Source organism: Buttiauxella sp. JUb87 (assembly GCF_004361975.1).
GTDB lineage: Bacteria > Pseudomonadota > Gammaproteobacteria > Enterobacterales > Enterobacteriaceae > Buttiauxella > Buttiauxella ferragutiae.
Genome location: NZ_SNVY01000001.1, coordinates 1465037 through 1491656, shown reverse-complemented (window position 1 = coordinate 1491656; position 26620 = coordinate 1465037). Strand labels below are relative to the sequence as shown.

General features: G+C 49.8%; 26 protein-coding genes. 19 read left to right on the top strand and 7 right to left on the bottom strand.

The window, feature by feature from the left end; genetic code table 11:
* Nucleotides 1–8: 8 nt before the first annotated feature.
* The 8 genes from cvpA to hisP all read left to right on the top strand — a co-directional run bounded on the left by cvpA (nucleotide 9) and on the right by hisP (nucleotide 7224).
* Entirely contained in the window at nucleotides 9–494 is a 486-nt protein-coding gene (cvpA, locus tag EC843_RS07010) for a colicin V production protein (RefSeq protein ID WP_064544767.1), read from the top strand.
* 39 nt (nucleotides 495–533) lie between these two features.
* On the top strand, nucleotides 534–2051 hold the full coding sequence (gene purF, locus EC843_RS07005; protein WP_064544769.1) for an amidophosphoribosyltransferase: 1518 nt from the start codon (nucleotides 534–536) through the stop codon (nucleotides 2049–2051).
* 157 nt (nucleotides 2052–2208) lie between these two features.
* The gene (locus tag EC843_RS07000) at nucleotides 2209–2778 is read left to right on the top strand and encodes a UbiX family flavin prenyltransferase (protein WP_064544771.1); all 570 of its coding nucleotides are present in this window, start codon (nucleotides 2209–2211) and stop codon (nucleotides 2776–2778) included.
* A gap of 295 nt (nucleotides 2779–3073) precedes the next feature.
* The gene (gene argT / locus EC843_RS06995; RefSeq protein WP_064544773.1) at nucleotides 3074–3856 is read left to right on the top strand and encodes a lysine/arginine/ornithine ABC transporter substrate-binding protein ArgT; all 783 of its coding nucleotides are present in this window, start codon (nucleotides 3074–3076) and stop codon (nucleotides 3854–3856) included.
* 327 nt (nucleotides 3857–4183) lie between these two features.
* Nucleotides 4184–4966: a histidine ABC transporter substrate-binding protein HisJ gene (gene hisJ / locus EC843_RS06990; protein WP_133521964.1), complete on the top strand. Its 783-nt coding sequence runs from the start codon at nucleotides 4184–4186 to the stop codon at nucleotides 4964–4966.
* Between the two features lie 74 nt (nucleotides 4967–5040).
* The gene (locus EC843_RS06985; protein ID WP_064544777.1) at nucleotides 5041–5727 is read left to right on the top strand and encodes a histidine ABC transporter permease HisQ; all 687 of its coding nucleotides are present in this window, start codon (nucleotides 5041–5043) and stop codon (nucleotides 5725–5727) included.
* Nucleotides 5724–6440, top strand: coding sequence for an ABC transporter permease (locus EC843_RS06980; protein ID WP_064544779.1), 717 nt, complete (start codon nucleotides 5724–5726; stop codon nucleotides 6438–6440). The genes EC843_RS06985 and EC843_RS06980 overlap by 4 nt, the downstream gene beginning before the upstream one ends.
* Before the next feature lie 10 nt (nucleotides 6441–6450).
* The gene (gene hisP, locus EC843_RS06975) at nucleotides 6451–7224 is read left to right on the top strand and encodes a histidine ABC transporter ATP-binding protein HisP (RefSeq protein ID WP_034497324.1); all 774 of its coding nucleotides are present in this window, start codon (nucleotides 6451–6453) and stop codon (nucleotides 7222–7224) included.
* 79 nt (nucleotides 7225–7303) lie between these two features.
* On the opposite strand, the gene EC843_RS06970 is transcribed toward hisP, so the two are convergent.
* The 3 genes from EC843_RS06970 to yfcG all read right to left on the bottom strand — a co-directional run bounded on the left by EC843_RS06970 (nucleotide 7304) and on the right by yfcG (nucleotide 9309).
* Nucleotides 7304–8197 (bottom strand): TIGR01777 family oxidoreductase, encoded by an 894-nt coding sequence (locus EC843_RS06970; protein ID WP_133521963.1) that lies wholly within the window; start codon nucleotides 8195–8197, stop codon nucleotides 7304–7306.
* 16 nt (nucleotides 8198–8213) lie between these two features.
* On the bottom strand, nucleotides 8214–8588 hold the full coding sequence (gene folX, locus EC843_RS06965; protein ID WP_064544783.1) for a dihydroneopterin triphosphate 2'-epimerase: 375 nt from the start codon (nucleotides 8586–8588) through the stop codon (nucleotides 8214–8216).
* A 91-nt stretch (nucleotides 8589–8679) separates the two neighbouring features.
* Nucleotides 8680–9309, bottom strand: a complete 630-nt coding sequence (gene yfcG / locus EC843_RS06960) for a GSH-dependent disulfide bond oxidoreductase (RefSeq protein WP_133521962.1) — start codon at nucleotides 9307–9309, stop codon at nucleotides 8680–8682.
* A gap of 150 nt (nucleotides 9310–9459) precedes the next feature.
* On the opposite strand from yfcG, the gene yfcF reads away from it, so the two are divergent.
* From yfcF to yfcD, 3 genes are all read left to right on the top strand, one after another.
* A complete protein-coding gene (gene yfcF / locus EC843_RS06955) occupies nucleotides 9460–10104 on the top strand; it encodes a glutathione transferase (protein WP_064544787.1) in 645 nt (214 codons plus the stop codon).
* A 56-nt stretch (nucleotides 10105–10160) separates the two neighbouring features.
* Complete coding sequence (yfcE, locus tag EC843_RS06950) at nucleotides 10161–10712, top strand: phosphodiesterase (RefSeq protein WP_064544790.1); 552 nt, start codon at nucleotides 10161–10163, stop codon at nucleotides 10710–10712.
* Nucleotides 10713–10829: 117 nt separating this feature from the next.
* On the top strand, nucleotides 10830–11375 hold the full coding sequence (yfcD, locus tag EC843_RS06945; RefSeq protein ID WP_064544792.1) for an NUDIX hydrolase YfcD: 546 nt from the start codon (nucleotides 10830–10832) through the stop codon (nucleotides 11373–11375).
* Nucleotides 11376–11453: 78 nt separating this feature from the next.
* Here the strand turns inward: yfcD and pta are convergent, their stop codons facing one another.
* Nucleotides 11454–13595: a phosphate acetyltransferase gene (pta, locus tag EC843_RS06940; RefSeq protein WP_064544798.1), complete on the bottom strand. Its 2142-nt coding sequence runs from the start codon at nucleotides 13593–13595 to the stop codon at nucleotides 11454–11456.
* Between the two features lie 134 nt (nucleotides 13596–13729).
* Complete coding sequence (gene ackA / locus EC843_RS06935; protein ID WP_064544800.1) at nucleotides 13730–14932, bottom strand: acetate kinase; 1203 nt, start codon at nucleotides 14930–14932, stop codon at nucleotides 13730–13732.
* Nucleotides 14933–15269: 337 nt separating this feature from the next.
* Between ackA and yfbV the strand changes: the two genes are divergently transcribed.
* The 4 genes from yfbV to EC843_RS06915 all read left to right on the top strand — a co-directional run bounded on the left by yfbV (nucleotide 15270) and on the right by EC843_RS06915 (nucleotide 18879).
* Nucleotides 15270–15725: a terminus macrodomain insulation protein YfbV gene (gene yfbV / locus EC843_RS06930; RefSeq protein ID WP_064544802.1), complete on the top strand. Its 456-nt coding sequence runs from the start codon at nucleotides 15270–15272 to the stop codon at nucleotides 15723–15725.
* 72 nt (nucleotides 15726–15797) lie between these two features.
* Nucleotides 15798–16292: a YfbU family protein gene (locus EC843_RS06925; protein ID WP_064544804.1), complete on the top strand. Its 495-nt coding sequence runs from the start codon at nucleotides 15798–15800 to the stop codon at nucleotides 16290–16292.
* Entirely contained in the window at nucleotides 16285–16965 is a 681-nt protein-coding gene (locus tag EC843_RS06920) for a sugar phosphatase (protein WP_133521961.1), read from the top strand. The genes EC843_RS06925 and EC843_RS06920 overlap by 8 nt, the downstream gene beginning before the upstream one ends.
* 81 nt (nucleotides 16966–17046) lie before the next feature.
* On the top strand, nucleotides 17047–18879 hold the full coding sequence (locus EC843_RS06915) for an SLC13 family permease (protein ID WP_133521960.1): 1833 nt from the start codon (nucleotides 17047–17049) through the stop codon (nucleotides 18877–18879).
* A gap of 93 nt (nucleotides 18880–18972) precedes the next feature.
* Here EC843_RS06915 and yfbR read toward each other — a convergent pair whose 3' ends face one another.
* The gene (yfbR, locus tag EC843_RS06910; protein ID WP_064544811.1) at nucleotides 18973–19572 is read right to left on the bottom strand and encodes a 5'-deoxynucleotidase; all 600 of its coding nucleotides are present in this window, start codon (nucleotides 19570–19572) and stop codon (nucleotides 18973–18975) included.
* Between the two features lie 80 nt (nucleotides 19573–19652).
* The gene (alaA, locus tag EC843_RS06905; RefSeq protein ID WP_064544813.1) at nucleotides 19653–20867 is read right to left on the bottom strand and encodes an alanine transaminase AlaA; all 1215 of its coding nucleotides are present in this window, start codon (nucleotides 20865–20867) and stop codon (nucleotides 19653–19655) included.
* A gap of 1010 nt (nucleotides 20868–21877) precedes the next feature.
* Between alaA and lrhA the strand changes: the two genes are divergently transcribed.
* The 4 genes from lrhA to nuoC all read left to right on the top strand — a co-directional run bounded on the left by lrhA (nucleotide 21878) and on the right by nuoC (nucleotide 26620).
* Nucleotides 21878–22813 carry a transcriptional regulator LrhA gene (gene lrhA / locus EC843_RS06900; protein ID WP_064544815.1) on the top strand — a complete coding sequence of 312 codons (936 nt, stop codon included), beginning with the start codon at nucleotides 21878–21880 and terminating at the stop codon, nucleotides 22811–22813.
* A 769-nt stretch (nucleotides 22814–23582) separates the two neighbouring features.
* Entirely contained in the window at nucleotides 23583–24029 is a 447-nt protein-coding gene (gene nuoA, locus EC843_RS06895) for an NADH-quinone oxidoreductase subunit NuoA (protein WP_064544817.1), read from the top strand.
* A gap of 15 nt (nucleotides 24030–24044) precedes the next feature.
* Nucleotides 24045–24719 carry an NADH-quinone oxidoreductase subunit NuoB gene (gene nuoB / locus EC843_RS06890; RefSeq protein WP_034458804.1) on the top strand — a complete coding sequence of 225 codons (675 nt, stop codon included), beginning with the start codon at nucleotides 24045–24047 and terminating at the stop codon, nucleotides 24717–24719.
* A gap of 89 nt (nucleotides 24720–24808) precedes the next feature.
* A complete protein-coding gene (gene nuoC / locus EC843_RS06885) occupies nucleotides 24809–26620 on the top strand; it encodes an NADH-quinone oxidoreductase subunit C/D (protein ID WP_121815184.1) in 1812 nt (603 codons plus the stop codon).

The window sequence follows — 26620 nt, the reverse complement described above, 5'->3', positions numbered from 1 at the left end:
ATTTGTTCATGGTCTGGATAGATTACGCCATCATTGGAGTCATCGGTTTTTCGGCTCTGATTAGTGTTATTCGTGGGTTTGTGCGTGAAGCGTTGTCGCTGGTGACATGGGGTTGTGCTTTCTTTGTTGCCAGTCATTACTACACTTACCTGTCAGTCTGGTTCACTGGCTTTGAAGACGAACTGGTACGTAATGGAATAGCTATCGCGATACTGTTTATCGCGACACTCATCGTCGGTGCGATAGTCAATTATGTGATTAGCGCACTGGTTGAGAAAACCGGCCTGTCGGGTACAGACAGGGTGTTGGGGATCTGTTTCGGTGCGTTACGTGGAGCGCTGATCGTCGCCGCCATTCTGTTCTTTCTTGATACGTTTACTGGTTTTTCTAAGAGTGACGACTGGCAAAAGTCGCAGCTTATCCCGCAATTCAGTTTCATCATCAGATGGTTCTTTGACTATCTGCAAAGCTCGTCAAGTTTCTTGCCCCGGTAATCGTATCGGGGGGTTGTGGCTTAATGAGGAAAAGACAACATGTGCGGTATTGTCGGTATCGCCGGTTTTATGCCGGTCAACCAGTCGATTTATGACGCGTTAACGGTGCTTCAGCATCGTGGGCAGGATGCCGCAGGCATCGTCACCATTGATGCTTTAAACTGTTTTCGTCTGCGTAAAGCTAATGGTCTGGTGAGCGATGTATTTGGTGCCATTCACATGCAGCGCTTGCAGGGAAATATGGGCATCGGCCATGTGCGTTACCCGACAGCGGGTAGCTCAAGCGCTTCAGAAGCTCAGCCATTCTATGTGAACTCCCCGTACGGCATTACTCTTGCACACAACGGTAATCTGACGAACGCGCACGAACTGCGCCAAAAGCTGTTCGAAGAAAAGCGTCGTCATATTAACACCACCTCTGATTCCGAAATCCTGCTCAATATTTTCGCCAGCGAGCTGGATAACTTCCGCAACTATCCGCTGGAAGCCGACAACATTTTTGCTGCCATTGCTGCGACTAACCGCCAAATCCGCGGCGCATATGCGTGTGTGGCAATGATTATCGGCCACGGCATGGTGGCTTTCCGTGATCCGAACGGTATTCGTCCGTTGGTGATGGGCAAGCGTGATTTGGGTGATGGCCGTACCGAATACATGGTGGCCTCTGAAAGCGTGGCGCTTGATACGCTGGGCTTTGAGTTCCTGCGTGATATCGCGCCGGGCGAGGCGGTTTACATCACTGAGAAAGGGCAGTTGTTCACCCGCCAGTGTGCCGACAACCCAACCAGCAACCCTTGCCTGTTCGAATACGTTTACTTCGCGCGTCCGGACTCGTTCATCGACAAGATTTCCGTTTACAGCGCTCGCGTTGAAATGGGTAAAAAACTCGGTGAGAAAATTGCCCGTGAGTGGGAAGATTTGGACATCGACGTGGTTATCCCGATTCCAGAAACTTCCTGCGACATCGCGCTGGAAATTGCCCGTATTCTCGACAAGCCATATCGTCAGGGCTTCGTGAAGAACCGCTACGTTGGCCGTACCTTTATCATGCCAGGCCAGCAACTGCGTCGTAAATCTGTGCGTCGTAAACTCAACGCCAACCGCGCTGAATTCCGCGATAAAAACGTGCTGCTGGTGGATGATTCCATCGTGCGCGGTACCACTTCCGAGCAGATTATCGAGATGGCACGTGAAGCGGGTGCGAAGAAAGTTTACCTGGCTTCTGCGGCACCTGAGATTCGCTTCCCGAACGTGTATGGCATCGATATGCCAAGCGCCAACGAACTGATTGCTCATGGCCGTGAAGTGGATGAAATTCGTCAGCTAATCGGTGCAGACGGTTTGATTTTCCAGGATCTGGACGATCTGATTGAAGCGGTTCGCATTGAGAATCCGGACATCACTCAGTTTGAGTGCTCGGTATTCAATGGTATCTACGTCACCAAAGATGTTGATCACGAATACCTTGAGTATCTTGAGTCACTGCGTAATGACGATTCGAAAGCGATTCAGCGCCAGAACGAAGTGGAAAACTTAGAGATGCATAACGAGGGTTAATACCATCCTCACCCTAACCCTCTCCTTGAAGGAGAGGGGATAGAACGGTTTCTCCCTCTCCTGTGGGAGAGGGCGGGGTGAGGGGCAGCACTGCTTGCATCCCGCCCCATCTTGCGGCAAAGTCAGCCCAGATAAACTCCTCGGGCGAACGTAAATTATGAAACGGTTAATTGTTGGGATTTCAGGTGCCAGTGGCGCGACTTATGGTGTGCGACTGCTTCAGGTGCTGCAACAATTGCCGGATGTCGAAACTCATCTCATCCTCAGCAATGCCGCTCGCCAGACACTCGCGCTGGAAACCGATATTTCCTTAAGAGAAGTTCAGGCATTTGCTGATGTAGTTCACGACTCGCGTGATATCGCCGCCAGCCTCTCCTCAGGCTCTTTTAAGACCCACGGCATGGTCATATTGCCCTGCTCAATCAAAACCCTTTCTGGCATCGTTCATAGCTATACAGATGGCCTGCTGACACGAGCCGCCGATGTAGTGCTGAAAGAACGTCGTCCGTTGGTGCTTTGCGTACGTGAAACCCCGCTGCACCTTGGCCATTTGCGCTTGATGACCCAGGCGGCTGAAATGGGCGCGGTGATTATGCCGCCGATGCCGGCGTTCTATCATCGCCCACAGAGCGTGCAGGATATTATCGACCAGACAGTGAATCGGGTCATCGATCAGTTTGATATTGAGCTTCCGCAAGATCTGTTCACACGCTGGAGTGGGGCTTAAACACTGTCCCAGTGTGGTGCATCACAAAACCCTTCGCCTCAAAATGGGGCGATTTTGTAACCTCGATCACTTCCAGAACATTTATCCGCTATTTTCCTCCGTTAATGCTTTTTCCTCATACCAGACCTGCTATCTTTCAATCTCGTGACAGGGTTGTAACTTTTATTTAACACGCTGGTGCGCACTTTCTTTCACGCAAGAAAAAGTGGCATGAGAACTGCAACTCTGCTTCGCAACACAAAACAAATACAACACGACATTACACATAATAAGACCAGTTACTTGAGGGTACCGTATGAAAAAGCAAGTTCTTGCTCTGTCTTTACTGCTTGGCCTGAGTGCCACCGCTAGCGTTTTCGCAGCCATTCCACAGAGTCTTCGTCTTGGTACGGACACGACATACGCGCCGTTTTCTTCTAAAGACGCGAAAGGGGATTTTGTTGGTTTCGATATTGATCTCGGCAATGAGCTCTGTAAGCGCATTAATACTAAATGTACGTGGGTTGCCAGTGACTTTGATGCGCTGATTCCATCGCTTAAAGCGAAGAAAATCGACGGTATCATCTCCTCACTTTCCATCACCGAAAAGCGCCAGAAAGAAATCGCCTTCTCAGACAAACTTTATGCTGCTGACTCCCGCCTGATTGCCGTTAAAGGCTCCCCAGTTCAACCGACTCTTGATTCCCTCAAAGGCAAGCACATCGGTGTGTTGCAAGGCTCTACGCAAGAAGCGTATGCCAACGCTGAATGGCGTAGCAAAGGAATCGATGTGGTGCCTTATGCTAACCAGGATCTGATTTATTCTGACCTTGCAGCGGGTCGTCTGGATGCTGCTTTCCAGGATGAAACCGCGGCGAGCGAAGGCTTCCTGAAACTGCCTGCCGGTAGCGGTTATGCGTTTGCTGGCCCTGCGGTGAAAAACAAACAGTACTTTGGTGATGGCACCGGTATTGGCTTGCGCAAAGAGGATACTGAGCTGAAAGCGGCCTTTGATAAAGCACTGGCTGAAATGCGTAAAGACGGCACTTACGACAAATTTGCGAAGAAGTACTTCGATTTTAATGTTTACGGTGAATAACGTTATCCCGTAGTCTGTAGCCCGGTTATGATTCGTCATGGCCGGGCTGAATAGAATTGCAAACTAGCGCTGAATTGTTTGCACTGATTTAGTGCAAATTTTTTCGGGTGCACCAGAATGGCAATTTCCTTGCATCCTGTTGGTGCAGTGTCTTTTTTGAGTGAAAGTGCCGGAGTAGCATGGCGAGCTTACACCCAGGAAAAACACTATATTAAGATGCATAAATTGGCATAGAACATGCAATTTTATACGGTTAAAAAGCCATCGCACATAAAATTTACCCGAGCATCTTGAAGGGCGACGGGTGCAGTCTATTCGAGGATAATTATGAACAAGCAGATCATTGCTCTTTCTTTAGTACTGGCATTTTCCAGTGTATCCACAGCTTTCGCCGCAATTCCTAAGAATTTACGTATCGGCACTGACCCAACTTATGCTCCGTTTGAGTCGAAAAATGCTCAAGGGGAATTGATCGGTTTTGACATCGATCTGGCAAAAGAACTTTGTAAACGCATCGAAACCAACTGCACCTTCGTGGAAAATCCACTGGATGCGCTGATCCCTTCGTTGAAAGCGAAAAAAATCGACGCGATTATGTCGTCACTTTCCATCACTGAAAAACGCCAACAAGAAATTGCCTTCACCGACAAACTGTACGCGGCAGATTCGCGTTTAGTGGTCGCTAAAGGTTCGCCAATTCAGCCAACGCTTGAGTCGCTGAAAGGTAAGCGTGTTGGTGTGCTGCAAGGCACCACGCAAGAAACCTTTGGTAACGAGCACTGGGCACCTAAAGGCATTGAAATTGTCTCTTATCAGGGTCAGGACTCTATTTACGCCGACTTAACCGCTGGCCGTATTGATGCGGCATTCCAGGATGAAGTGGCCGCCAGCGAAGGTTTCCTGAAACAACCTGTTGGTGCCAATTACCAGTTTGGTGGCCCATCAATTAAAGACGAAAAGCTGTTCGGCGTGGGTACCGGTATGGGTCTGCGTAAAGACGATACCGAGTTACGCCAGGCGCTGAACAAAGCGTTTGCAGAAATACGCAAAGATGGAACTTACGAGAAGTTAGCGAAGAAATACTTCGACTTCGATGTTTACGGTGGTTAACAGTCACCAGTGGTTCAACCTGCCCGTAAAGGGCAGGTTAGGTTTGTGCAAACACTGACGACAGGATACGCACCATGCTGTACGGTTTTTCAGAAGTCATTTTTAAAGGGGCGATCGTCACGCTGGAACTGGCGTTAAGCTCCGTTATCCTCGCCGTTATTATTGGCCTGGCGGGAGCTGGTGCTAAGTTATCCAAAAATCGCCCGTTAGCCATGCTGTTTGAAGGTTATACCACCTTGATTCGTGGTGTTCCTGATCTGGTGCTGATGCTGCTGATTTTCTACGGCCTGCAAATGGCACTCAATGTGTTAACCGACTGGCTGGGCGCGTCTCAGTTTGATATCGACCCGATGGTGGCTGGTATCATTACACTCGGTTTTATCTACGGAGCCTATTTTACCGAAACCTTCCGTGGCGCGTTTATGGCGGTACCGAAAGGCCATATCGAAGCGGCAACCGCTTTTGGCTTCACCGGTTCGCAAACTTTCCGCCGTATTCTCTTCCCGGCCATGATGCGTTATGCGCTTCCGGGCATCGGTAATAACTGGCAGGTCATTTTAAAGTCCACTGCGCTGGTGTCGTTGTTAGGCCTGGAAGATGTGGTTAAAGCTACTCAACTGGCCGGGAAAAGCACCTGGCAGCCGTTCTACTTTGCGATTGTCGCTGGGCTTATCTACCTGTTCTTTACCACGGTATCGAACGGTGTGCTGCTCTGGCTTGAACGCCGTTACTCGGTTGGCGTGAAGAGGGCTGATCTATGATCGAAATTATTCAGGAGTACTGGAAAGCGCTGCTGTGGACAGACGGTTATCGCCTCACCGGTGTGGCTATCACGCTGTGGCTGCTGATTTCTTCGGTCGTGATGGGCGGGATTCTGGCGCTGTTCCTGGCAATTGGCCGTGTCTCAAGCAATAAGTTTATCGCGTTCCCTATCTGGCTGTTTACCTACATCTTCCGTGGTACACCGCTGTATGTGCAGTTGCTGGTGTTCTATTCCGGGATGTACACGCTGGAAGTGGTGAAAGGCACGGTGTTGCTCAATGAGTTTTTCCGCAGCGGCCTGAACTGTACGGTGCTGGCGCTGACGCTAAATACCTGTGCCTACACTACAGAAATCTTTGCCGGGGCGATTCGCTCTGTGCCGCACGGTGAAATTGAAGCGGCTCGTGCTTATGGTTTCTCGCCATTCAAATTGTATCGTTGCATTATTTTGCCATCGGCGTTGCGTATCGCGCTGCCTGCGTACAGCAACGAAGTGATTTTGATGCTGCATTCTACGGCGCTGGCGTTTACCGCTACAGTGCCCGATCTGCTGAAGATTGCCCGCGATATCAACTCCGCTACCTACCAGCCGTTTACGGCCTTCGGGATTGCTGCGGTGCTGTACCTGTGTATTTCCTATGTGCTGATTAGATTGTTCCGCAAGGCTGAGCAACGCTGGTTGCAGCATGTTAAACCAAGCTCAACACATTGAGTGTGCAATGATGACTGATAAAAAATTAAGCGTTACCGACCTGCACAAGCGCTATGGGCAACATGAAGTGCTGAAAGGGGTTTCTTTACAAGCCAACGCTGGCGATGTCATAAGCATCATTGGCTCATCGGGTTCCGGTAAAAGTACCTTTTTACGCTGCATTAACTTCCTTGAAAAACCGAGTGAAGGGACGATTGTCGTCAATAACCAGAACATAAACCTGGTGCGCGATACTGATGGGCAACTGAAAGTTGCCGATAAAAACCAGCTTCGTTTGCTGCGCACACGCCTGACGATGGTGTTCCAGCATTTCAACTTGTGGAGCCATATGACGGTGCTGGAAAACGTCATGGAAGCGCCGATTCAGGTGCTTGGCCTGAGCAAGCAAGAAGCGAAAGAACGTGCGGTTAAGTATCTGGCGAAAGTCGGCATTGACGAGCGCCAGCAGGTGAAATATCCGGTGCATCTGTCCGGCGGCCAGCAACAACGTGTTTCTATTGCCCGTGCGCTGGCGATGGAACCGGAAGTGTTGCTGTTCGATGAACCGACTTCCGCGCTCGACCCTGAGCTGGTAGGCGAAGTATTGCGTATCATGCAGAAACTGGCCGAAGAGGGGAAAACCATGGTGGTGGTCACGCATGAGATGGACTTTGCGCGCCACGTTTCAAACCATGTAATTTTCCTGCATCAGGGCTTAATCGAAGAAGAAGGGACGCCAGAAGAGTTGTTTGGTAACCCGAAAAGTGCGCGTTTGCAGCAGTTCTTGTCGGGATCGCTGAAGTAATTCCCCCTCACCCTCTCCCCAGGGAGAGGGTGCTCGCTTTCCCCTTATCCTGGGGACAAGGTTGGGATGAGGGCGTTTCTTACCGCACCACATCCCCAAGCGCTTCCTCAAGGTCATACCAACGAAAACCAAACCCGGACTCCTCAAGCCGCTTTGGCAATGCGCGTTGCCCGCCTAACACCAATACCGAAGATTCACCCATCATCATTTTTACCGCAGTTGCCGGTGCTCGCATAAACGCCGGGCGATTGAGTACGTGGCCGAGTGCATGAGAAAATTGTTCATTGCGAACCGGGTAGGGCGAAACCATGTTGAAAGGCCCGCGTAGATCGTTATCCAGCAACCACAGAATGCCGTTGACCATATCGTCGATATGAATCCATGCCAGATATTGCCGCCCATCGCCCATCGGCCCGCCCAGGCCTAAGCGGAATATCGGCAGTAGTTTCGCCAGAATCCCGCCTTTTGGAGCCAGAACCACGCCGGTACGCAGCAGGCAGACACGTGTGTGCTCGCTCTGCGCGCCACAGGCGATTTGTTCCCAGCGGGCGCAGAGTTTATGGGTAAATTCATTGTGCGGCGGCTCATCTTCGTTGACGACCACTTCGCCGAGATCGCCGTAATAGCCTGCGGCTGAGCCGGAGATAAATACTGACGGCGGCGTTTGACTGGTTTTAAACATCTCGACCAGACGTTCGGTGATTTGCCAACGGCTGTTACACAACCGTTGTTTTTGCGCTTCGGTCCAGCGTTTGTCAGCAATAGGTTCGCCCGCCAGATTGATGACGGCATCAAAGCCATCAAGACTGGAGTTCTCACTTAACCCTTTCCAAAGCATGACTTTTTGTTCAAAAAATACGCGGGCCTTCTCAGGGTTTCGAGTGACGACGGTGACATCGTGCCCTAATTCCAGCAAGCGCGGCACCAAATGGCGGCCAATCAATCCGGTTCCGCCGGTAATCAGTATCTGCATGGTCGTCTCCAGCTTATTACGCCTGGCGACGCCAACTCATCGTCATGGATACCGAGTCGGCATAACGCAGCGCGTGAAGTTTATCGATTTCCACTTCAGCATAAGACACCCACGGATGGTCGCATGCGATATCGAGCACATCCTGAGTTAATTTTTCTAACAATGAGAAGCGATGATTTTCAACCAACTGGATGATTTGTTTGGTAATGGTGCGGTAGTTCAGCGCATCGTTGATGTCTTCGCTGGCACGCGCTTTATCTGCCGGATAATGAATCGCGACGTTAACGACAATATCCTGGCGATTGGCAATTTCTTCTTCTTTGATGCCAATGAAAGTGCGCAGGCGTAAATTTTTAATTCGAATAATCGCGTCTGGTTGTGGGGATGACATTGCAGGTTGCCTCCATGTAGTAATTTCCGACCTAGACTATACCCAAAATGCATGAGGAAAAAAATTGCGCGCCTTGTCGGGCGCGCAGGGTTTAGTTTTGTTGCGCTTTCTCATAGGCGCGTTCGGTTGCCGGGCGTGAGCGGATTCTCTCAAACCAGTTTTGAACAGCAGGGAAGTGCGCCAGGTTTATGCGTTGGCGCTCATGGGAAACCGTCCACGGGTAAGTCGCAATATCGGCGATGCTGTACTCATCGCCGCCAAGCCACGGGGTTTTCTCCAGTTGCTTATTGAGAACGCCATATAAGCGTTGAGTTTCCACCTGGTAACGCTCAATGGCGTAGGGGACAGGCTGGGGGGCGAAATGATTAAAGTGGTGGTTCTGGCCGAGCATTGGGCCAAAACCACCGACTTGCCAGAACAGCCATTGCAGGATGTGGGCGCGCTCACGCAAATCTTTACTCAATAGCTCGTTGGTCTTTTCGGCCAGATAAAGCAGGATTTCGCCTGACTCAAACAGGCTCAATGGCCCGCCACCATCGGTAGGATTCCTGTCGATAATTGCCGGAATTTTATTGTTCGGGGAAATCGCCAAAAAGGCAGGCTGAAACTGATCTCCTTTGCCAATATCAATACGATGAATGGTGTACTCCAGACCTGCCTCTTCCAGAAATAGCGTGATTTTGTGGCCGTTTGGTGTGGGTGCGTAGTAAAGGTCGATCATCTCATTACCATCCTGACATCAGTTTTCTCATAAACCTATGGAGTATAGACTTTTTGAAAAAACTGCTCTGTAGATGAGTTTTGCTCAAGTGACAGGCGTGATTTTCCGCTATATGTTCAATAGCCTGGGTAACTAAATCATGGGGATATTATGAGTCAGCCGACAATAACGCTTTGGTCCGATAGCAACTACTTTAGCCCGTATGTCATGTCTGTTTATGTTGCCTTGAGAGAGAAAGGTCTAAACTTCACGTTGCAAACTATCGACCTGAATAGCGGCCAAAATCTGCAACCTGGCTGGAAAGGGTATGACCTGACTCGCCGTGTCCCTGTCATTGCGGTCGATGATTTTGTACTGAGTGAGTCTTCGGCCATTACTGAATATCTCGAAGAACGTTTTGCTCCACCGACATGGGAGCGCATTTATCCACACGATCTGGAAAAACGTGCCAGGGCCCGCCAAATTCAGGCCTGGATCCGTAGCGATTTAATGCCGATTCGCGAAGAGCGTTCTACCGACGTTGTTTTCGCAGGAGTGAAGAAGCCACCATTAACAGAGCGTGGGCAGGGTGCGGCACAAAAACTTCTGGCTACCGTCGAGGGATTATTGCCCATCGGCCAGCAAAATTTGTTTGGTGAATGGTCAATTGCCGACCTGGATCTGGCATTGATGCTGAACCGTTTGATCTTAAATGGTGATGAAGTGCCTGAGCGCTTAGAAGAATACGCAACATTCCAATGGCAGCGGGCTTCGGTTCAGCGTTTTCTGGCACTTTCCGCAAAGCATTCTGGCTGATTCGTCCCATAATTCGTTATGATAAATTTGCTTATCATTAACAGGAATGTGGTTTTATGAAGCTAATGTTTGCCTCGGATATTCATGGTTCGCTACCCGCGACAGAACAAGTGTTGATGCACTTTGAACGTAGCGGTGCTAAATGGCTGATATTACTCGGTGACGTGTTGAATCACGGGCCGCGTAATGCCTTACCGGCGGGCTATAATCCAGGTGCTGTTGCTGAGAGATTTAACAGCATTGCGGATAAAATTATTGCGGTACGCGGGAACTGTGACAGCGAAGTCGATCAGATGCTGCTACATTTTCCGATTACCGCCCCCTGGCAACAGATTTTAATGGCTGACCAGCGTTTATTTGTGACGCATGGTCATTTATATAATCCTGACAAACTGCCGCCGCTGGCAGAAAATGACGTGCTGGTTTTTGGCCACACTCATTTACCATTGGCTGAAAAACAAGACACGGTTTATCTATTCAATCCAGGTTCGGTAAGTATCCCAAAAGGTGGGTTCGAAGCGAGTTACGGCATGCTAAACGATGGTGTTCTGAGCGTTCACGCACTGAATAACGATGGGGTTATTGCACAGGTGGAGATTACCCCGTAACTTACCTTAAAAATTAGACCCGTTAGCATTCGAGTTGCAGCCAACACCCCTGCAGCTTGAAGGATGACGGGTATAACCATTACGCGCCATAAGAGCGCCCTGAATAAGGTTTCCCCGATGGTGGAACAGAGTCATTTTGTTGGCACGGAATGGGTAGACATTGTCAATGAAGACAATGAAGTCATTGCGCAATCAAGCCGTGAGCAAATGCGCGCGCAGCGTTTACGTCATCGCGCGACCTATATCGTTGTGCATGACGGTATGGGTAAAATTTTGGTGCAGCGCCGCACCGAAACTAAAGATTTTATGCCTGGTATGCTGGATGCCACTGCAGGTGGGGTGGTTCAGGCCGATGAGCAATTACTGGACTCTGCTCGCCGCGAGGCTGAAGAAGAACTGGGTATTGCGGGTGTGCCGTTTGCCGAGCATGGTCAGTTTTACTTTGAAGATGCCAATTGCCGCGTATGGGGAAGCCTGTTTAGCTGCGTTTCGCATGGCCCGTTCGCGTTGCAGGAAGAAGAAGTCAGCGAAGTGTGCTGGATGTCGCCAGAAGAGATTACTGCTCGCTGTGACGACTTCACGCCAGACTCTTTAAAAGCACTGGCATTATGGATGACCCGCAACGCTAAGAATGAATCTCAGCACACAGCTGCTGCGGAATAATTCATTTAGTTTTTTTCCGGAATATCGCCAATAAAAAAGGCCGCATATCAATGCGGCCTTTTTGCTTCTCTTAAAGACTTAGTCTTGTTGAGAAGACTGAATCGCCGTCAAAGCGATGGTGTAAACGATATCGTCTACCAGTGCGCCACGAGACAGGTCGTTGACTGGTTTACGCATACCTTGCAGCATTGGCCCGATGGAGATCAGGTCTGCTGAGCGCTGTACCGCTTTATAGGTGGTGTTACCGGTGTTCAGGTCTGGGAAGATGAACACGGTAGCACGACCCGCAACCGGTGAGTTTGGCGCTTTGGACTTAGCAACGTCAGCCATCACTGCGGCGTCGTACTGCAACGGACCATCGATAACCAGGTCAGGACGTTTTTCTTGAGCAATACGTGTAGCTTCACGTACTTTTTCAACGTCGCTACCTGCACCAGAAGTCCCGGTGGAGTAGGACAGCATTGCAACGCGTGGGTCGATACCGAATGCAGCAGCGGAATCCGCAGACTGAATGGCGATTTCTGCCAGTTGCTCAGCAGTTGGATCTGGGTTGATCGCGCAGTCGCCATAAACATAAACCTGTTCTGGCAGCAGCATGAAGAACACAGAAGAAACCAAAGAGCTGCCTGGTGCAGTTTTGATCAGCTGCAACGGTGGACGAATGGTGTTCGCGGTGGTGTGAACAGCACCGGAAACCAAACCGTCAACTTCGTCTTGCTCAAGCATCAATGTACCCAGCACTACGTTGTCTTCCAGTTGCTCACGCGCAACGGCTTCGGTCATGCCTTTGCTCTTACGCAGCTCAACCAGACGTGCAACGTAGCTTTCGCGAACCACTTCAGGGTCAACGATTTCGATGCCTGCACTCAACTCAACGCCTTGTGCTGCTGCAACACGGGTGATTTCATCCGGGTTACCCAACAGTACGCAAGTTGCGATACCACGTTCAGCACAGATAGATGCCGCTTTCACGGTACGTGGCTCTTCGCCTTCCGGCAGCACAACACGTTTACCGGCTTTACGCGCCAGTTCAGTCAGCTGGTAGCGGAACGCTGGAGGAGACAGACGACGGCTGCGCTCTGAAGTTGCAGTCAGAGACTCGATCCAGTCTGCATCGATGTGGCTTGCCACATATTCCTGCACTTTCTCGATACGCTGATGGTCATCAGTTGGGACTTCCAGGTTGAAGCTTTGCAGGCTCAGGGAAGTCTGCCAGGTGTTGGTATCAACCATGAACAGCGGCAGGCCAGTGGCAAATGCACGCTCACACAGTTTGGTGACGCGTGGGTCCATTTCGTAGCCACCAGTCAGCAGAACTGCACCGATGTCTACACCGTTCATGGCGGCCAGGCACGCGGCAACCAGCACGTCTGGACGGTCTGCAGAAGTGACCAGCAGAGAACCCGGACGGAAGTGTTCCAGCATGTGCGGGATGCTGCGCGCACAGAAGGTTACAGACTTCACGCGACGAGTTTTGATGTCGCCTTCGTTGATGATGGTTGCGTTCAGGTGACGCGCCATATCGATTGCACGTGTGGCAATCAGATCGAAGCTCCACGGCACACAACCCAGAACTGGCAGCGGGCTGTCAGCAAACAGGGATTTAGGATCGATATTAGCGATGCTCGCTTTTGTGGAGTCATCAAAAATTTCGGACAAATCAGGACGGGTACGACCCTGCTCATCAACTGGGGCATTCAGTTTGTTAATGATAACGCCAGTGATGTTGGTGTTCTTGCTGCCACCGAAGCTGCTACGAGCCAGTTCGATACGCTCTTTCATCTGCTCTGGGGAGTTGTTACCCAGGGACATGACGAAGACGATTTCAGCGTTCAGTGTTTTTGCGATTTCGTAGTTCAGAGACTGCGCAAACTGATGTTTACGAGTCGGAACCAGACCTTCAACCAGAACCACTTCAGCGTCTTTGCTGCTGGTGTGGAAGTTGGCGATGATCTCTTCCATCAGCACGTCTTGTTGGTTGCTGGACAGCAGCGACTCAACGTGGTTCATGTGCAGCGGTTCAGCAGTAGGGATGCTGGAGTTTGCGCGAACGATGCTGGTGGTTTGATCTGGAGTATCGTCACCGGTACGCGGTTGGGCGATAGGTTTGAAAACGCTAAGGCGAACGCCTTTTTGTTCCATAGCACGGATAACACCAAGGCTGACGCTGGTCAGGCCGACGCTGGTTCCGGTAGGGATCAACATAATAGTACGGGACACGGTATAACCTCTTTGTCTTTACCCTCCATACTTCAAGTTGCAGGGGTGTTGGCTGCAACTCGAATTATTTTGGGTATAGCCCTTTTCAGGGTTCAGAAAACAACACCGCCAGCGAAGGCTGGCGGTAAGGAGAATCAAGCGGTCAGGCGAGATGCATCCTGAGCGATAACCAGTTCTTCGTTGGTCGGAATGACCATCGCAGGAACGGTACCCTCTTTGTTGATGTAGCCTGATTTGCCGAAACGAGCAGCCAGGTTGCGTTCGTGGTCAACTTCAAAGCCCAGAACGCCCAGTTTGCCCAGAGACAGTTCACGTACCATTGCTGCGTTTTCACCAATACCACCAGTGAACACAACGCCGTCCAGACGACCTTCCATCAGCGCAGTGTAAGAGCCGATGTATTTCGCCAGGCGATGGCAGAACACGTCCATTGCACGTTTAGCATCTTCTTTAGTGGTGTAGTTATCTTCAACATAACGGCAGTCGCTGGTGACTTCAGTCAGACCCAACAGGCCAGATTCTTTAGTCAGCATTTTGTTGATGTCATCAACGCTCATGCCCAGGGAGTCATGCAGGTGGAAGATAATCGCAGGATCGATGTCACCAGAACGAGTACCCATTACCAGGCCTTCCAGTGGAGTCAGACCCATAGAGGTGTCAACACACTTGCCGTTACGGATAGCAGAAACAGAACCGCCGTTGCCCAGGTGGCAAGTGATGATGTTCACTTCTTCCACTGGCTTGTTCAGCATTTTTGCGGCTTCTTGAGTCACATAGAAGTGGCTGGTGCCGTGTGCGCCGTAGCGACGAACGCCGTGCTCTTTGTACAGTTTGTACGGCAGAGCATAGAGGTAAGATTCTTCTGGCATGGTCTGATGGAACGCGGTGTCAAACACAGCAACGTTTTTATCAGCCAGTTTAGGGAAGGATTTCAGTGCTTCTGCGATACCGATCAGGTGCGCCGGGTTATGCAGTGGTGCAAAAGAAGCAGTATCTTTGATACCCTGAATCACGGTCTCGTCGATAACAACGGAGCTGGTGTACTTCTCGCCGCCGTGAACAACACGGTGACCGATAGCAGTCAGCTGCTCGGACAATTCAGGTTTTTGTGCCAAAATGGTATTAACCATAAAGTTCAGAGCTTCGCTGTGAGCGGCGCCTGCGCCCAAAGCCGCTTCTTGTTTACCGCCATCCATTTTCCACTTGATACGTGCTTCAGGAAGATGGAAACATTCGGCTAAACCAGAGAGGTACTCATCACCGTTTAACGCATCAATAATTGCGAATTTCAGTGAAGAGCTACCGCAGTTCAGAACCAGTACTAGCTTACTCGACATGGAAGTACCTACTTTTATACGTGGCTAAAAAAACGTCAGTGAGTCTCTCAGCGTAGCGCATGATGAGCCTGACATTTATGATTAACGTCATGCCAGAAGCGTTTTTTTTGGCATGGCGAATAAATACTCTAATGTTTACGCCATCTTGCACGTTTATTCGGCGATGGCTAACAGAGCAAAAATTTGACAACCTGCGGTTTCCCTTCTATGGCCGTCAAAGGCCGGCACAGGATACCTGATTGCGATGGCTAAAGACAAAAGTTTTTGAACCATGTAATTTAGAGTTGTTAAGTTGCACAAAAATTTTATTTTTTATATGTGAAGTTGAGGTAAAGCCATGTCAACACCCCAAAATAGCCATGTAAGTTGGTTTAGTCTGTTCAGCCGTGGACAACACTATTCAAAGACCTGGCCTGTTGATAAACGCCTCGCGCCTATCTTTGTAGAAAACCGTGTGATCCGCGCCACGCGTTTTGCCATCCGCTTTATGCCTCCACTCGCTGTGTTTACGCTGACCTGGCAAATTGCCCTTGGCGGCCAACTTGGCCCCGCCGTTGCCACCGCTTTATTCGCCTGTAGTCTGCCGATGCAGGGGTTATGGTGGTTAGGTAAACGTTCCGTGACGCCACTTCCGCCATCCATTTTGAGCTGGTTCTACGAAGTCCGTGGCAAATTGCAGGAAGCTGGGCAGGCGCTGGCGCCAATCGAAGGCAAGCCAGACTACCAGGCGCTGGCAGAAGTTTTGAAACGTGCGTTCAAGCAGTTGGATAAAACTTTTCTGGATGATTTGTAAAGTCCCTGCCGTTACGCATATAAAGAAGGATATTTTTTCGCAGGATTAATCCTGCGCAACAGGAGCTAAGAAATGGAAATGACTAACGCCCAGCGTCTGATTTTATCTAATCAGTACAAAATGATGACCATGCTCGACCCGGACAACGCCGAGCGTTATCGTCGCCTGCAAACGATCATCGAGCGCGGTTACGGCCTACAAATGCGCGAACTGGATCGGGAGTTCGGTGAGCTGACGGAAGAAACCTGCCGCACAGTTATCGATATCATGGAGATGTATCATGCTCTGCATGTCTCCTGGACTAACCTGAAAGACAACCAGGAAATCGACGAGCGTCGTGTGACTTTCCTTGGTTTTGATGCAGCAACTGAAGCACGTTTCCTGGGCTATGTTCGCTTTATGGTGAACATTGAAGGCCGTTATGCTCATTTTGATGCGGGCACTCATGGCTTCAATGCGCAGACCCCAATGTGGGAAAAATATCAGCGTATGTTAAAAGTCTGGCAGTCTTGCCCACGTCAGTACCATTTAAGTGCGAACGAGATCGCGCAAATTATTAATGCCTGAGGGGAGAAGCGTAGTGAAGTGCAAAGGTTTCTTGTTTGATTTGGATGGGACGCTGGTTGATTCTCTGCCAGCCGTCGAACGAGCCTGGATTAACTGGGCAAAACGCTTCGATATTTCGCCACAGGAAGTTTTAGGTTTCATTCATGGTAAACAGGCGATCACTTCGTTACGTCACTTTATGGCGGGCGCGCCTGAAGAAGAGATTCAGCAGGAGTTTTTGCGTCTTGAAAAAATCGAGTCTGAAGACACCGACGGCATTGTGGCGCTGCCTGGTGCCGTTGAGCTGCTGGCTCATTTGAACGAGGCGGGCATTCCGTGGGCTATCGTGACTTCGGGTTCATACCCGGTAGCGTCTGCTCGTCGTGCTGCGGGTGGTTTACCTAAGCCCGAAGTGCTGGTCACCGCTGAACGTGTTGCTCGTGGGAAGCCAGAGCCTGATGCCTACTTGCTCGGTGCGCAACTGCTTGACCTCGAGCCAGAAGAGTGCGTAGTGGTTGAAGACGCGCCAGCTGGCGTGTTGTCGGGTTTAGCCGCGGGCTGCCATGTGATAGCCGTTAATGCTCCAGTAGATACGCCACGCCTTGAGCATGTCGATTATGTGTTGCATTCACTGACTGAGCTTCTGGTTCAAAAGTTGTCTGATGGCACCGTCGAAGTGTTTAGAAAACACTGAACACATGATTTAGCCCCGCGATAGCGGGGCTTTTTTATGGCAAAATTTTATCCCCCTGAGACAACTACATAAGGAATTGTTTTGAACTCAGAACTGGTTTGGGTTTTATCACTCTTAGCGATTGCAGTGGTGATGTTCGCCACTGGTAAAGTACGTATGGATGCGGTCGCATTACTGGTTATCATCGCTTTTGTCCTTAGCGGGACACTCACTCTTAGCGAAGCCTTCTCGGGCTTTAGCGACCCCAACGTTATTCTGATTGCTGCGTTATTTATTATTGGCGATGGCCTGGTGCGCACCGGCGTTGCCACCAAAATGGGCTCCTGGCTGGTGGATGTGGCGGGCAGCAGTGAAACCAAAATGCTGGTTTTGCTGATGCTAACCGTTGCCGGACTGGGCGCATTTATGAGCTCGACGGGCGTGGTGGCGATCTTTATCCCCGTAGTACTCAGCGTTTCAATGCGCATGAAAATTTCACCGTCGCGCTTAATGATGCCCCTGAGTTTTGCGGGGCTGATAAGCGGCATGATGACGCTGGTCGCGACTCCGCCAAACCTGGTGGTGAACAGCGAACTGTTGCGCGAAGGTTTGCAGGGCTTTCAATTCTTTAGTGTTACGCCAATCGGTCTGGTTATTTTGCTGTTGGGCATCTGCTACATGCTTATCGCACGCTTTGCGTTAAACGGGCAGAAAAAAGACGACGGCAAACAACACTGGCGACGCCGCACGTTTCGCGATCTGATTAAAGATTATCGGCTAACCGGACGCGCGCGTCGTCTGGCGATTCGCCCTGGCTCACCGATGGTTGGTCGCCGTCTTGATGATTTAAAGCTGCGTGAGCGCTATGGTGCAAACGTGATTGGCCTTGAGCGTTGGCGCAAATTCCGCAAGGTTATCGTTAATGTTACGGGCGTCACCGAATTCCGCGCTCGCGACGTTTTGCTAATCGATATGTCGGCTTCTGAAGTCGATCTGCGTGAGTTTTGTAGCGAGCAAATGCTGGAGCCGATGATACTGCGCGGCGAGTATTTCTCGGACCAGGCGCTGGATGTTGGTATGGCGGAAGTGTCGCTTATCCCTGAATCAGAATTAATTGGGCAAACGCTGCGCGAAATAGGTTTCCGTACACGCTACGGATTGAACGTTGTCGGGTTGCGTCGCAATGGCGCAGCGCTGGAAGGTCTGCTGGTAGATGAAGCTTTGCAATTGGGCGATATTTTGCTGGTGGTCGGTGACTGGAAACTGATTAGCCAGCTGCAACTAAAAGGCCGAGATTTTCTGGTACTCAATTTGCCAGTGGAAGAGGGTGAGGCATCACCTGCTCACAGCCAGGCTCCCCACGCGATTTTCTGCCTGGCGCTGATGGTTGCCCTGATGCTGACTGACGAAATCCCTAATACCATTGCGGCGATTATCGCTTGTTTGTTGATGGGCAAATTTCGCTGCATCGACATGGAAAGTGCTTATAAAGCGGTGCATTGGCCAAGCATTATCTTGATTGTCGGGATGATGCCGTTTGCACTTGCGCTGCAAAAAACCGGTGGCGTGGATTTGATAGTTAACGGGCTGATGCAGATGGGTGGGGGTTATGGCCCATACCTGATGTTGGTTTGCCTGTTCGTCATGTGCGCCGCGATTGGTCTGTTTATCTCGAACACGGCAACGGCGGTTCTGATGGCACCGATTGCGTTAGCGGCGGCAAAAACGATGGGCGTCTCGCCTTATCCATTTGCGATGATTGTGGCGCTTGCAGCCTCTGCGGCATTTATGACTCCGGTATCTTCACCGGTTAATACGCTCGTTCTGGGGCCGGGGAACTATAAGTTCAGTGATTTTGTGAAGATGGGCGTGCCATTTACCGTCATCGTTATGGTGGTGAGTGTGGTGATGGTGCCGATGCTGTTTCCATTCTAAAACAACCCTCACCCTGAGGGAGAGGGGGAACACCAATCCGGACAATTCCCTCTCCTGGGGGAGAGGGTTAGGGTGAGGGCGCAATATCCAGAGTTAAAGCGGCGAATCCTGGCTAATCTCATCGAGCGAAAGCTGGAAACTTGGCACAAACACATTCATGAAGTAATCCATCTCTTCGCTGTGGCGATCCGCCAGCGTTTTCTCGAGTCGGCTTTTTGCCAGCAAGAATTCATTGTTACCCGCAGAGAGTTCTTCGAGGCATTTCAGATACGCACATAGCGCATCAGCCTGTTTGACGATGGCGCGATCTTCTTCGCTGCTCTGATGTTCATCAATTAGCGGTGCCCAAATATCGCGTAACTCTTCTGGCACCATATCGATCAATTTCTGCTGCGCAATTTTCTCGATAGCTTTGTATTCGTGGGCTATTTGCGTGTTGAAATATTTCACCGGAGTCGGCAGGTCACCGGTCAGCACTTCACTGGCGTCGTGATACATCGCTAAGAGTGCGACATGCTCAGCGTTAACCTGCCCGTTAAATTTTCGGTTCTTGATCACGGCTAAGGCATGAGCAACCATCGCGACTTGTAGACTATGCTCCGAAACATTTTCGGTACGCACATTGCGCATCAGTGGCCAACGATTGATTAATTTCAGACGTGAAAGGTGGGCAAAGAAATGGCTCTGGCTCATGGGTACACTCGGGGTCTACTGCAAAGAAAACCATTGTGCGGGGAGTCGGGGGAAGATGCAAACATCTCCCCCCGTGGGTATTACTGGTGGTAATGACCGAGGAAGCGACCAAACTTATTGATAGCCATATCCAGCTCATCAACGCGCGGTAAAGTCACGATACGCACATGATCAGGCCACGGCCAGTTAAACGCTGTTCCTTGAACTAACAGCACTTTTTCTTGCAACAAGAAATCCAGCACCATTTTTTGGTCGTCATGGATATTAAAGCGCTTAGCGTCAATTTTAGGGAACATATACAGCGCACCGCGTGGTTTCACGCATGACACCCCGGGAATATCGTTTAGCAATTCCCATGCCCGGTTACGCTGTTCATACAGACGCCCGCCCGGTGCAATAAATTCGCTGATGCTTTGATAACCGCCAAGTGCGGTTTGAATGGAATGCTGTGCCGGAACGTTGGCACACAGGCGCATTGACGCCAGCATCTCCAGCCCTTCAATATAACCTTTCGCGTGTTTCTTCGGCCCATTCAGAACCATCCAGCCCTGGCGGAAACCGGCAACACGGTAAGTTTTCGACAAACCATTAAAGGTAATTGTCAGCAGATCTGGCGCGAGTGCTGCAATTGAATGGTGCTGGGCTTCGTCGTACAGAATCTTGTCGTAAATTTCATCCGCAAAAATAATCAAATTATGCTGGCGGGCGATTTCAACAATTTCCAGCAGCAGTTCTTTGGAATAGACCGCACCGGTAGGGTTGTTCGGGTTAATAATCACAATACCGCGGGTACGAGGTGTGATTTTAGAACGAATATCATCAAGGTCCGGGAACCAGTCGGACGACTCATCACATAAATAGTGAACAGCTTTGCCACTCGATAGTGAAACTGCGGCGGTCCATAAAGGATAATCAGGCGCAGGGACCAGCATCTCATCACCGCTGTTAAGCAATGCCTGCATAGATTGAACAATAAGTTCAGATACACCGTTACCGATGTAGATGTCTTCAACCGTCACATCCCGCATTTCACGTGCCTGATAATGCTGCATGATGGCTTTACGTGCGGAGTAGAGTCCTTTCGAGTCGCAATACCCTTGCGCTGTAGGCAGGTTACGAATCACATCGACAAGGATCTCATCCGGGGCATCAAAGCCGAATGGCGCTGGGTTGCCAATATTCAGTTTGAGGACTTTGTTTCCTTCTTCTTCGAGGCGTTTCGCCTCTTTGAGAACCGGGCCACGGATGTCGTAACAGACGTTATCAAGTTTGCTGGATTTTTCGATTGGGGACATGAACCTGACCTTAAATGTTAGCGCCACTTCCTGCCGTGGAAGCGACCAGGGAACAATGTACTCCTGCGCCGCACAGATTTGAAGGTTATCGAAGCGCCAAATAGTAATAAATCTTCAATTTTGAGAGTGGTAGTAAATTGCTGTTGAATAGTGATTTTGCAGGATTATATGTTGATAATCATATCAATATTGACCGAAAATATAGGTTATCGAGTTACTTGCCATGGTAGTCACTGCGTTAATGCATAGAGTGTAGTCAGTCATGCTGACCGAAATGCGAATTATATTGAGTAATAGTTAAGGAAAATTGAATATTCATGCTTATGGTTAAATGAAGTGCATTAGTGCGAGTTAATAATATGTATATAAAAATAACCGAGTATGTGATTAATATAAACAAGGAATATAGTTAAATTGCTTCTCTTTTAGCTTGTAGAATTTTGGACATTTCTGTGAATAAGCTACTGATGAATGAATTAAAAAAGAGAATGAGATCGGATAATTCGCAACAAAAGTTATGGGATGGCGTGTTTTGCGGTAAGATACACTACTGAAAATGGTAGGTGGTTTTCGGTATAAATAACGCAACTCCATGTTTTATGGTGGGTTGGTTTGTCTGCGTTGTAGTGTGTCAATTGCCAGTACAATGAAGTGACTTAAAGAAAATCCCCATCCTGTTTACACTTGTTTCTTCTATGAGTTGAATAAATAAAGCTCAGTACTGAAGTGGTTTTACAATAATTACTCAGTTTTAATTTCAGTGACTAGTACGTTAAGACGAATGTTTGTATGTTGTTAACGACAGTATAATATCCCAGAAATACGTGCTTTGCATTATTGCTTCGCGTACCTCTGGCAGTATGAAAAATAAATAAGTCAGAACGGCTGTCAGGATGACGGTGCTCCCCTTCGGGAGGCGTTCTGTAAAAGGGAATTGCTTTATCTTTTTGATAAATCACAGCAATAAAACTAAGGCAGACTCGTAAGAGCAACCTGATAGTGAAAAAATTATGATTAACGCAAATCGTCCGATACTCAATCTCGACCTCGATCTGCTCAGGACTTTTGTTGCCGTAGCGGATCTGAATACTTTTGCCGCTGCAGCCGTTGCGGTTTGCCGCACTCAATCGGCTGTAAGCCAGCAGATGCAGCGCCTTGAACAGTTAGTAGGAAAAGAGCTTTTTGCCCGTCATGGCCGTAATAAACTGCTGACCGAGCACGGTATCCAGCTCCTTGGTTATGCGCGAAAGATTCTGCGTTTTAATGATGAAGCTTGTACTTCGCTAATGTTTAGTAATTTGCAGGGCGTATTAACGATTGGAGCATCTGATGAAACTGCGGATACCATCCTGCCGTTTCTGCTTAACCGGATAAGCTCGGTGTACCCTAAATTGGCGTTGGATGTGCGTGTTAAACGTAATCCGTTTATGGTTGAAATGCTTAATCAGCAGGAAGTGGATCTCGTCGTCACGACGTCGAAACCTGCGCATTTTGAATCCATTGTGTTACGGACTTCGCCAACTTTATGGTACTGCGCCGCTGATTACGTGTTCCAGAAAGGTGAAACGGTGCCTTTAGTGGTGCTCGATAACCCTAGCCCGTACCGTGACATGATGATTGAACAACTCAACGCTGCACGCATTCCGTGGCGTATTGCTTATGTTGCGTCAACACTTTCTGCTGTACGCGCTGCGGTAAAAGCCGGGTTGGGGATTACATCACGGCCTGTAGAAATGATGAGCCCAGAACTGCGCGTGCTTGGAGGTGCCGATGGTTTGCCAGCGATGCCTGATACGCAATACATGCTGTGCCGTAATTTGCAAACCACTAATGATTTAGCTCAGGCTATTTTCAGTGCGCTGGAAAACAACCCGAATCCATATCGTTACGTGGTTTCCTCAGACGAGGACGGCGATACCATGTTGATGGAAGGCGATTTCGAGTAACGCATTCCCCGTCATAATTCGAGTAGCAGGGGTGTTGGCTGCACTATTCGGCTCATCCACGAGCCTCACCCCTTTGGGGCCGCCGCAAGCGGCGTTCAAATCTGCCTACCTGCAACTCGAATTATTTAGGGGATGTAGCCGTCATAAGGGTTTGTTAGTAACAATTTATGAAATTCGAAAACAGGTCATTGAGCACTTTTTGGGTCTCAATGGCTTGTTTTTTAATCAGTGAACGTTAAGTTGACGGGTGTTTTGTAAAAACACGTTTTAAAACAATCTACTTTACCTCCTCTTTGTCACCTGTCTTCTCCTGCTAGCCTACTAATCAACTCGTGTTTAATTGTTAAAAAATACGCTGCAATGTTGTCATTTTTTGATATGAATTAACAGAAGCGTGTCTCAGATCAAGAAAATACTCCCTATAGGGGGGATGAATAGTTGAGAAATCCTGCCAAAATAGAGCAGCAGTTAATTTTTTCCTCCTTAACGGACACGATTCACCTTCATTAAAACCGAGTTAATAACTCGGCGTTACTAGCTTTTAAGGCACTTAATGTTAATGAAGTTGGCTTCATGTAAATTAATGTGTGGATACTTTTGTTAAAGTTGACAAAAGGTTATAGAAAGGAGTAAAAAACCCCATCAATGTGCTGGTAAAGTTTTGATTCCGGCAGTTATTGTAAGGTTTATTGTTCCTCCCCATGAATCGATGTGGTGTTCATCTGCCAGCAAGAGCAGAGACTTTGGCGCCACTTTTGATGAGTAAGCAATGAGTATGTCAACATCCACTGAAGTTATCGCTCACCATTGGGCGTTCGCAGTCTTTCTTATTGTTGCCATAGGCCTGTGTTGCGTAATGCTTCTCGGGGCCTGGTTCCTTGGCGGGAGAGCTAAGGGTCGGCACAAAAACACTCCCTTCGAGTCAGGTATCGACTCAGTTGGTACAGCGCGCTTACGCCTATCCGCTAAGTTCTACTTGGTTGCCATGTTCTTCGTCATCTTCGACGTGGAAGCCTTGTATCTCTACGCGTGGTCAGTGTCTATTCGTGAAAGCGGATGGGTAGGCTTCGTCGAGGCCGCAATTTTCATTTTTGTGCTACTGGCAGGCCTGGTGTATCTCGTGCGCATTGGCGCGCTTGATTGGACTCCCGCGCGTTCGCGTCGCGCCCATATCAACCCAGAAACCGACAGTATTACTAACCGTCATACGCAGTAAAAATGAGGCAATAAGATGGACTATACGCTCACCCGCATAGACCCCGACGGTGAGAACGACCGTTACCCCCTGCAAAAACAGGAGATCGTGACCGATCCCCTTGATCAAGAAATCAACCGTAGCGTGTACATGGGCAAGCTCGAACATGCCATGCACGATATGGTGAACTGGGGGCGTAAAAACTCAATTTGGCCTTATAACTTTGGCCTTTCTTGCTGCTACGTTGAGATGGTGACCTCGTTTACCGCGGTTCATGACGTGGCACGTTTTGGTGCCGAAGTACTGCGTGCATCTCCGCGTCAGGCCGACCTGATGGTGATTGCAGGAACCTGCTTTACCAAAATGGCTCCCGTTATTCAGCGCCTTTACGATCAAATGCTTGAGCCAAAATGGGTGATCTCGATGGGTGCCTGCGCTAACTCCGGCGGCATGTACGACATCTACTCTGTGGTACAAGGCGTGGATAAATTCCTGCCTGTGGATGTTTACATCCCTGGTTGCCCACCGCGCCCGGAAGCTTACATGCAGGCTCTGATGCTGCTGCAAGAATCCATTGGCAAAGAGCGTCGTCCATTGTCCTGGGTTGTTGGCGATCAAGGTGTTTATCGCGCCAACATGCAGTCAGAACGTGAACGTAAACGTGGCGAGCGTATCGCTGTCACCAACTTGCGGACACCAGACGAGATTTAATATGCGCCTGTGGGCAGTGTGAGTTTACTTCGCATATCAATAATACTAGCGCGAAGCCACTGCTGACAGTCACCACAGTACCATTTGCAATGGTGAGAATTATGACCGATTTAACTGCGCATGATGCCAACCAGGAAGCCTGGCAAACCCGTGACCATTTAGATGATCCGGTAATTGGCGAACTGCGTAACCGTTTTGGGCCGGATGCCTTCACTGTTCAGCCAACCCGCACTGGTGTTCCGGTGGTCTGGGTTAAGCGAGAGCAATTACTCGAAGCAGTCGATTTCTTAAAGAAACTTCCGAAGCCCTATGTCATGTTGTTCGACTTACACGGCATGGATGAACGTCTTCGTACTCACCGCAACGGTTTACCGGCTGCGGATTTTTCCGTTTTCTACCACCTGATTTCTATCGATCGCAACCGCGATATCATGCTCAAGGTGGCGCTGTCTGAAAACGATCTGAATGTACCGACAATCACCAAACTTTTCCCGAATGCCAACTGGTATGAGCGTGAAACCTGGGAAATGTTTGGCATTACCTTTAATGGCCACCCGCACCTGACGCGCATCATGATGCCGCCAACGTGGGAAGGCCATCCGCTGCGTAAAGATTATCCGGCGCGTGCCACCGAATTCGATCCGTTTGAATTGACCAAACAGAAAGAAGACCTCGAGATGGAAGCGCTGACCTTCAAGCCTGAAGAGTGGGGCATGAAGCGCAGCAGCGAGCATGAAGATTTCATGTTCCTGAACCTCGGTCCAAACCACCCATCCGCGCACGGTGCATTCCGTATCGTTCTGCAACTCGACGGTGAAGAGATTGTCGACTGCGTACCGGACATCGGTTACCACCACCGTGGTGCTGAGAAAATGGGCGAGCGTCAGTCCTGGCACAGCTACATTCCGTATACCGACCGTATCGAGTATCTCGGCGGTTGCGTAAACGAAATGCCATACGTGCTAGCGGTTGAAAAACTGGCGGGTATCAAGGTTCCAGAGCGTGTAGACGTTATCCGCGTCATGCTGTCTGAACTGTTCCGTATCAACAGCCACCTGCTGTACATCTCCACGTTTATTCAGGACGTGGGCGCGATGACTCCGGTGTTCTTCGCCTTTACCGACCGTCAGAAAATTTATGACCTGGTTGAAGCAATTACCGGTTTCCGTATGCACCCGGCCTGGTTCCGTATCGGCGGTGTGGCTCACGACTTACCAAACGGTTGGGAACGTCTGCTCAAAGAGTTCCTCGACTGGATGCCAAAACGTCTGGATTCCTACGAGAAAGCTGCGCTGCGTAACACCATCCTGAAAGGTCGTTCTCAGGGCGTTGCTGCCTATGGCAAGAAAGAAGCGCTGGAGTGGGGCACCACCGGTGCTGGCTTGCGCGCAACGGGCGTTGACTTCGATATCCGTAAAGCTCGCCCTTACTCTGGTTATGAAAACTTCGACTTCGAAATCCCGGTCGGCGGTGGCGTCAGTGACTGCTACACCCGCGTGATGTTGAAAGTTGAAGAGCTTCGCCAGAGCTTGCGCATTCTTGACCAGTGTCTGAAAAACATGCCTGCTGGCCCGTTCAAAGCTGACCATCCGCTGACAACGCCGCCGCCGAAAGAGCGCACGCTGCAGCATATCGAAACCCTGATCACTCACTTCCTGCAAGTTTCGTGGGGCCCGGTGATGCCGGCTAACGAATCCTTCCAGATGATTGAAGCGACGAAAGGGATTAACAGTTACTACCTGACCAGCGACGGCAGCACCATGAGCTACCGTACCCGTATTCGTACTCCGAGCTTTGCGCACTTGCAGCAAATCCCGTCGGCGATTCGCGGCAGCCTGGTTTCTGACCTGATTGTCTATCTGGGTAGTATCGATTTTGTAATGTCTGATGTGGATCGCTAA

Bases quoted from the DNA above. Each gene is read 5' to 3' on its own strand.
- cvpA (WP_064544767.1), top strand. From the start codon at position 9: ATGGTCTGGATAGATTACGCCATCATTGGAGTCATCGGTTTTTCGGCT.
- purF (WP_064544769.1), top strand. From the start codon at position 534: ATGTGCGGTATTGTCGGTATCGCCGGTTTTATGCCGGTCAACCAGTCG.
- EC843_RS07000 (WP_064544771.1), top strand. From the start codon at position 2,209: ATGAAACGGTTAATTGTTGGGATTTCAGGTGCCAGTGGCGCGACTTAT.
- argT (WP_064544773.1), top strand. From the start codon at position 3,074: ATGAAAAAGCAAGTTCTTGCTCTGTCTTTACTGCTTGGCCTGAGTGCC.
- hisJ (WP_133521964.1), top strand. From the start codon at position 4,184: ATGAACAAGCAGATCATTGCTCTTTCTTTAGTACTGGCATTTTCCAGT.
- EC843_RS06985 (WP_064544777.1), top strand. From the start codon at position 5,041: ATGCTGTACGGTTTTTCAGAAGTCATTTTTAAAGGGGCGATCGTCACG.
- EC843_RS06980 (WP_064544779.1), top strand. From the start codon at position 5,724: ATGATCGAAATTATTCAGGAGTACTGGAAAGCGCTGCTGTGGACAGAC.
- hisP (WP_034497324.1), top strand. From the start codon at position 6,451: ATGACTGATAAAAAATTAAGCGTTACCGACCTGCACAAGCGCTATGGG.
- EC843_RS06970 (WP_133521963.1), bottom strand. From the start codon at position 8,197: ATGCAGATACTGATTACCGGCGGAACCGGATTGATTGGCCGCCATTTG.
- folX (WP_064544783.1), bottom strand. From the start codon at position 8,588: ATGTCATCCCCACAACCAGACGCGATTATTCGAATTAAAAATTTACGC.
- yfcG (WP_133521962.1), bottom strand. From the start codon at position 9,309: ATGATCGACCTTTACTACGCACCCACACCAAACGGCCACAAAATCACG.
- yfcF (WP_064544787.1), top strand. From the start codon at position 9,460: ATGAGTCAGCCGACAATAACGCTTTGGTCCGATAGCAACTACTTTAGC.
- yfcE (WP_064544790.1), top strand. From the start codon at position 10,161: ATGAAGCTAATGTTTGCCTCGGATATTCATGGTTCGCTACCCGCGACA.
- yfcD (WP_064544792.1), top strand. From the start codon at position 10,830: ATGGTGGAACAGAGTCATTTTGTTGGCACGGAATGGGTAGACATTGTC.
- ackA (WP_064544800.1), bottom strand. From the start codon at position 14,932: ATGTCGAGTAAGCTAGTACTGGTTCTGAACTGCGGTAGCTCTTCACTG.
- yfbV (WP_064544802.1), top strand. From the start codon at position 15,270: ATGTCAACACCCCAAAATAGCCATGTAAGTTGGTTTAGTCTGTTCAGC.
- EC843_RS06925 (WP_064544804.1), top strand. From the start codon at position 15,798: ATGGAAATGACTAACGCCCAGCGTCTGATTTTATCTAATCAGTACAAA.
- EC843_RS06920 (WP_133521961.1), top strand. From the start codon at position 16,285: ATGCCTGAGGGGAGAAGCGTAGTGAAGTGCAAAGGTTTCTTGTTTGAT.
- yfbR (WP_064544811.1), bottom strand. From the start codon at position 19,572: ATGAGCCAGAGCCATTTCTTTGCCCACCTTTCACGTCTGAAATTAATC.
- alaA (WP_064544813.1), bottom strand. From the start codon at position 20,867: ATGTCCCCAATCGAAAAATCCAGCAAACTTGATAACGTCTGTTACGAC.
- lrhA (WP_064544815.1), top strand. From the start codon at position 21,878: ATGATTAACGCAAATCGTCCGATACTCAATCTCGACCTCGATCTGCTC.
- nuoA (WP_064544817.1), top strand. From the start codon at position 23,583: ATGAGTATGTCAACATCCACTGAAGTTATCGCTCACCATTGGGCGTTC.
- nuoB (WP_034458804.1), top strand. From the start codon at position 24,045: ATGGACTATACGCTCACCCGCATAGACCCCGACGGTGAGAACGACCGT.
- nuoC (WP_121815184.1), top strand. From the start codon at position 24,809: ATGGTGAGAATTATGACCGATTTAACTGCGCATGATGCCAACCAGGAA.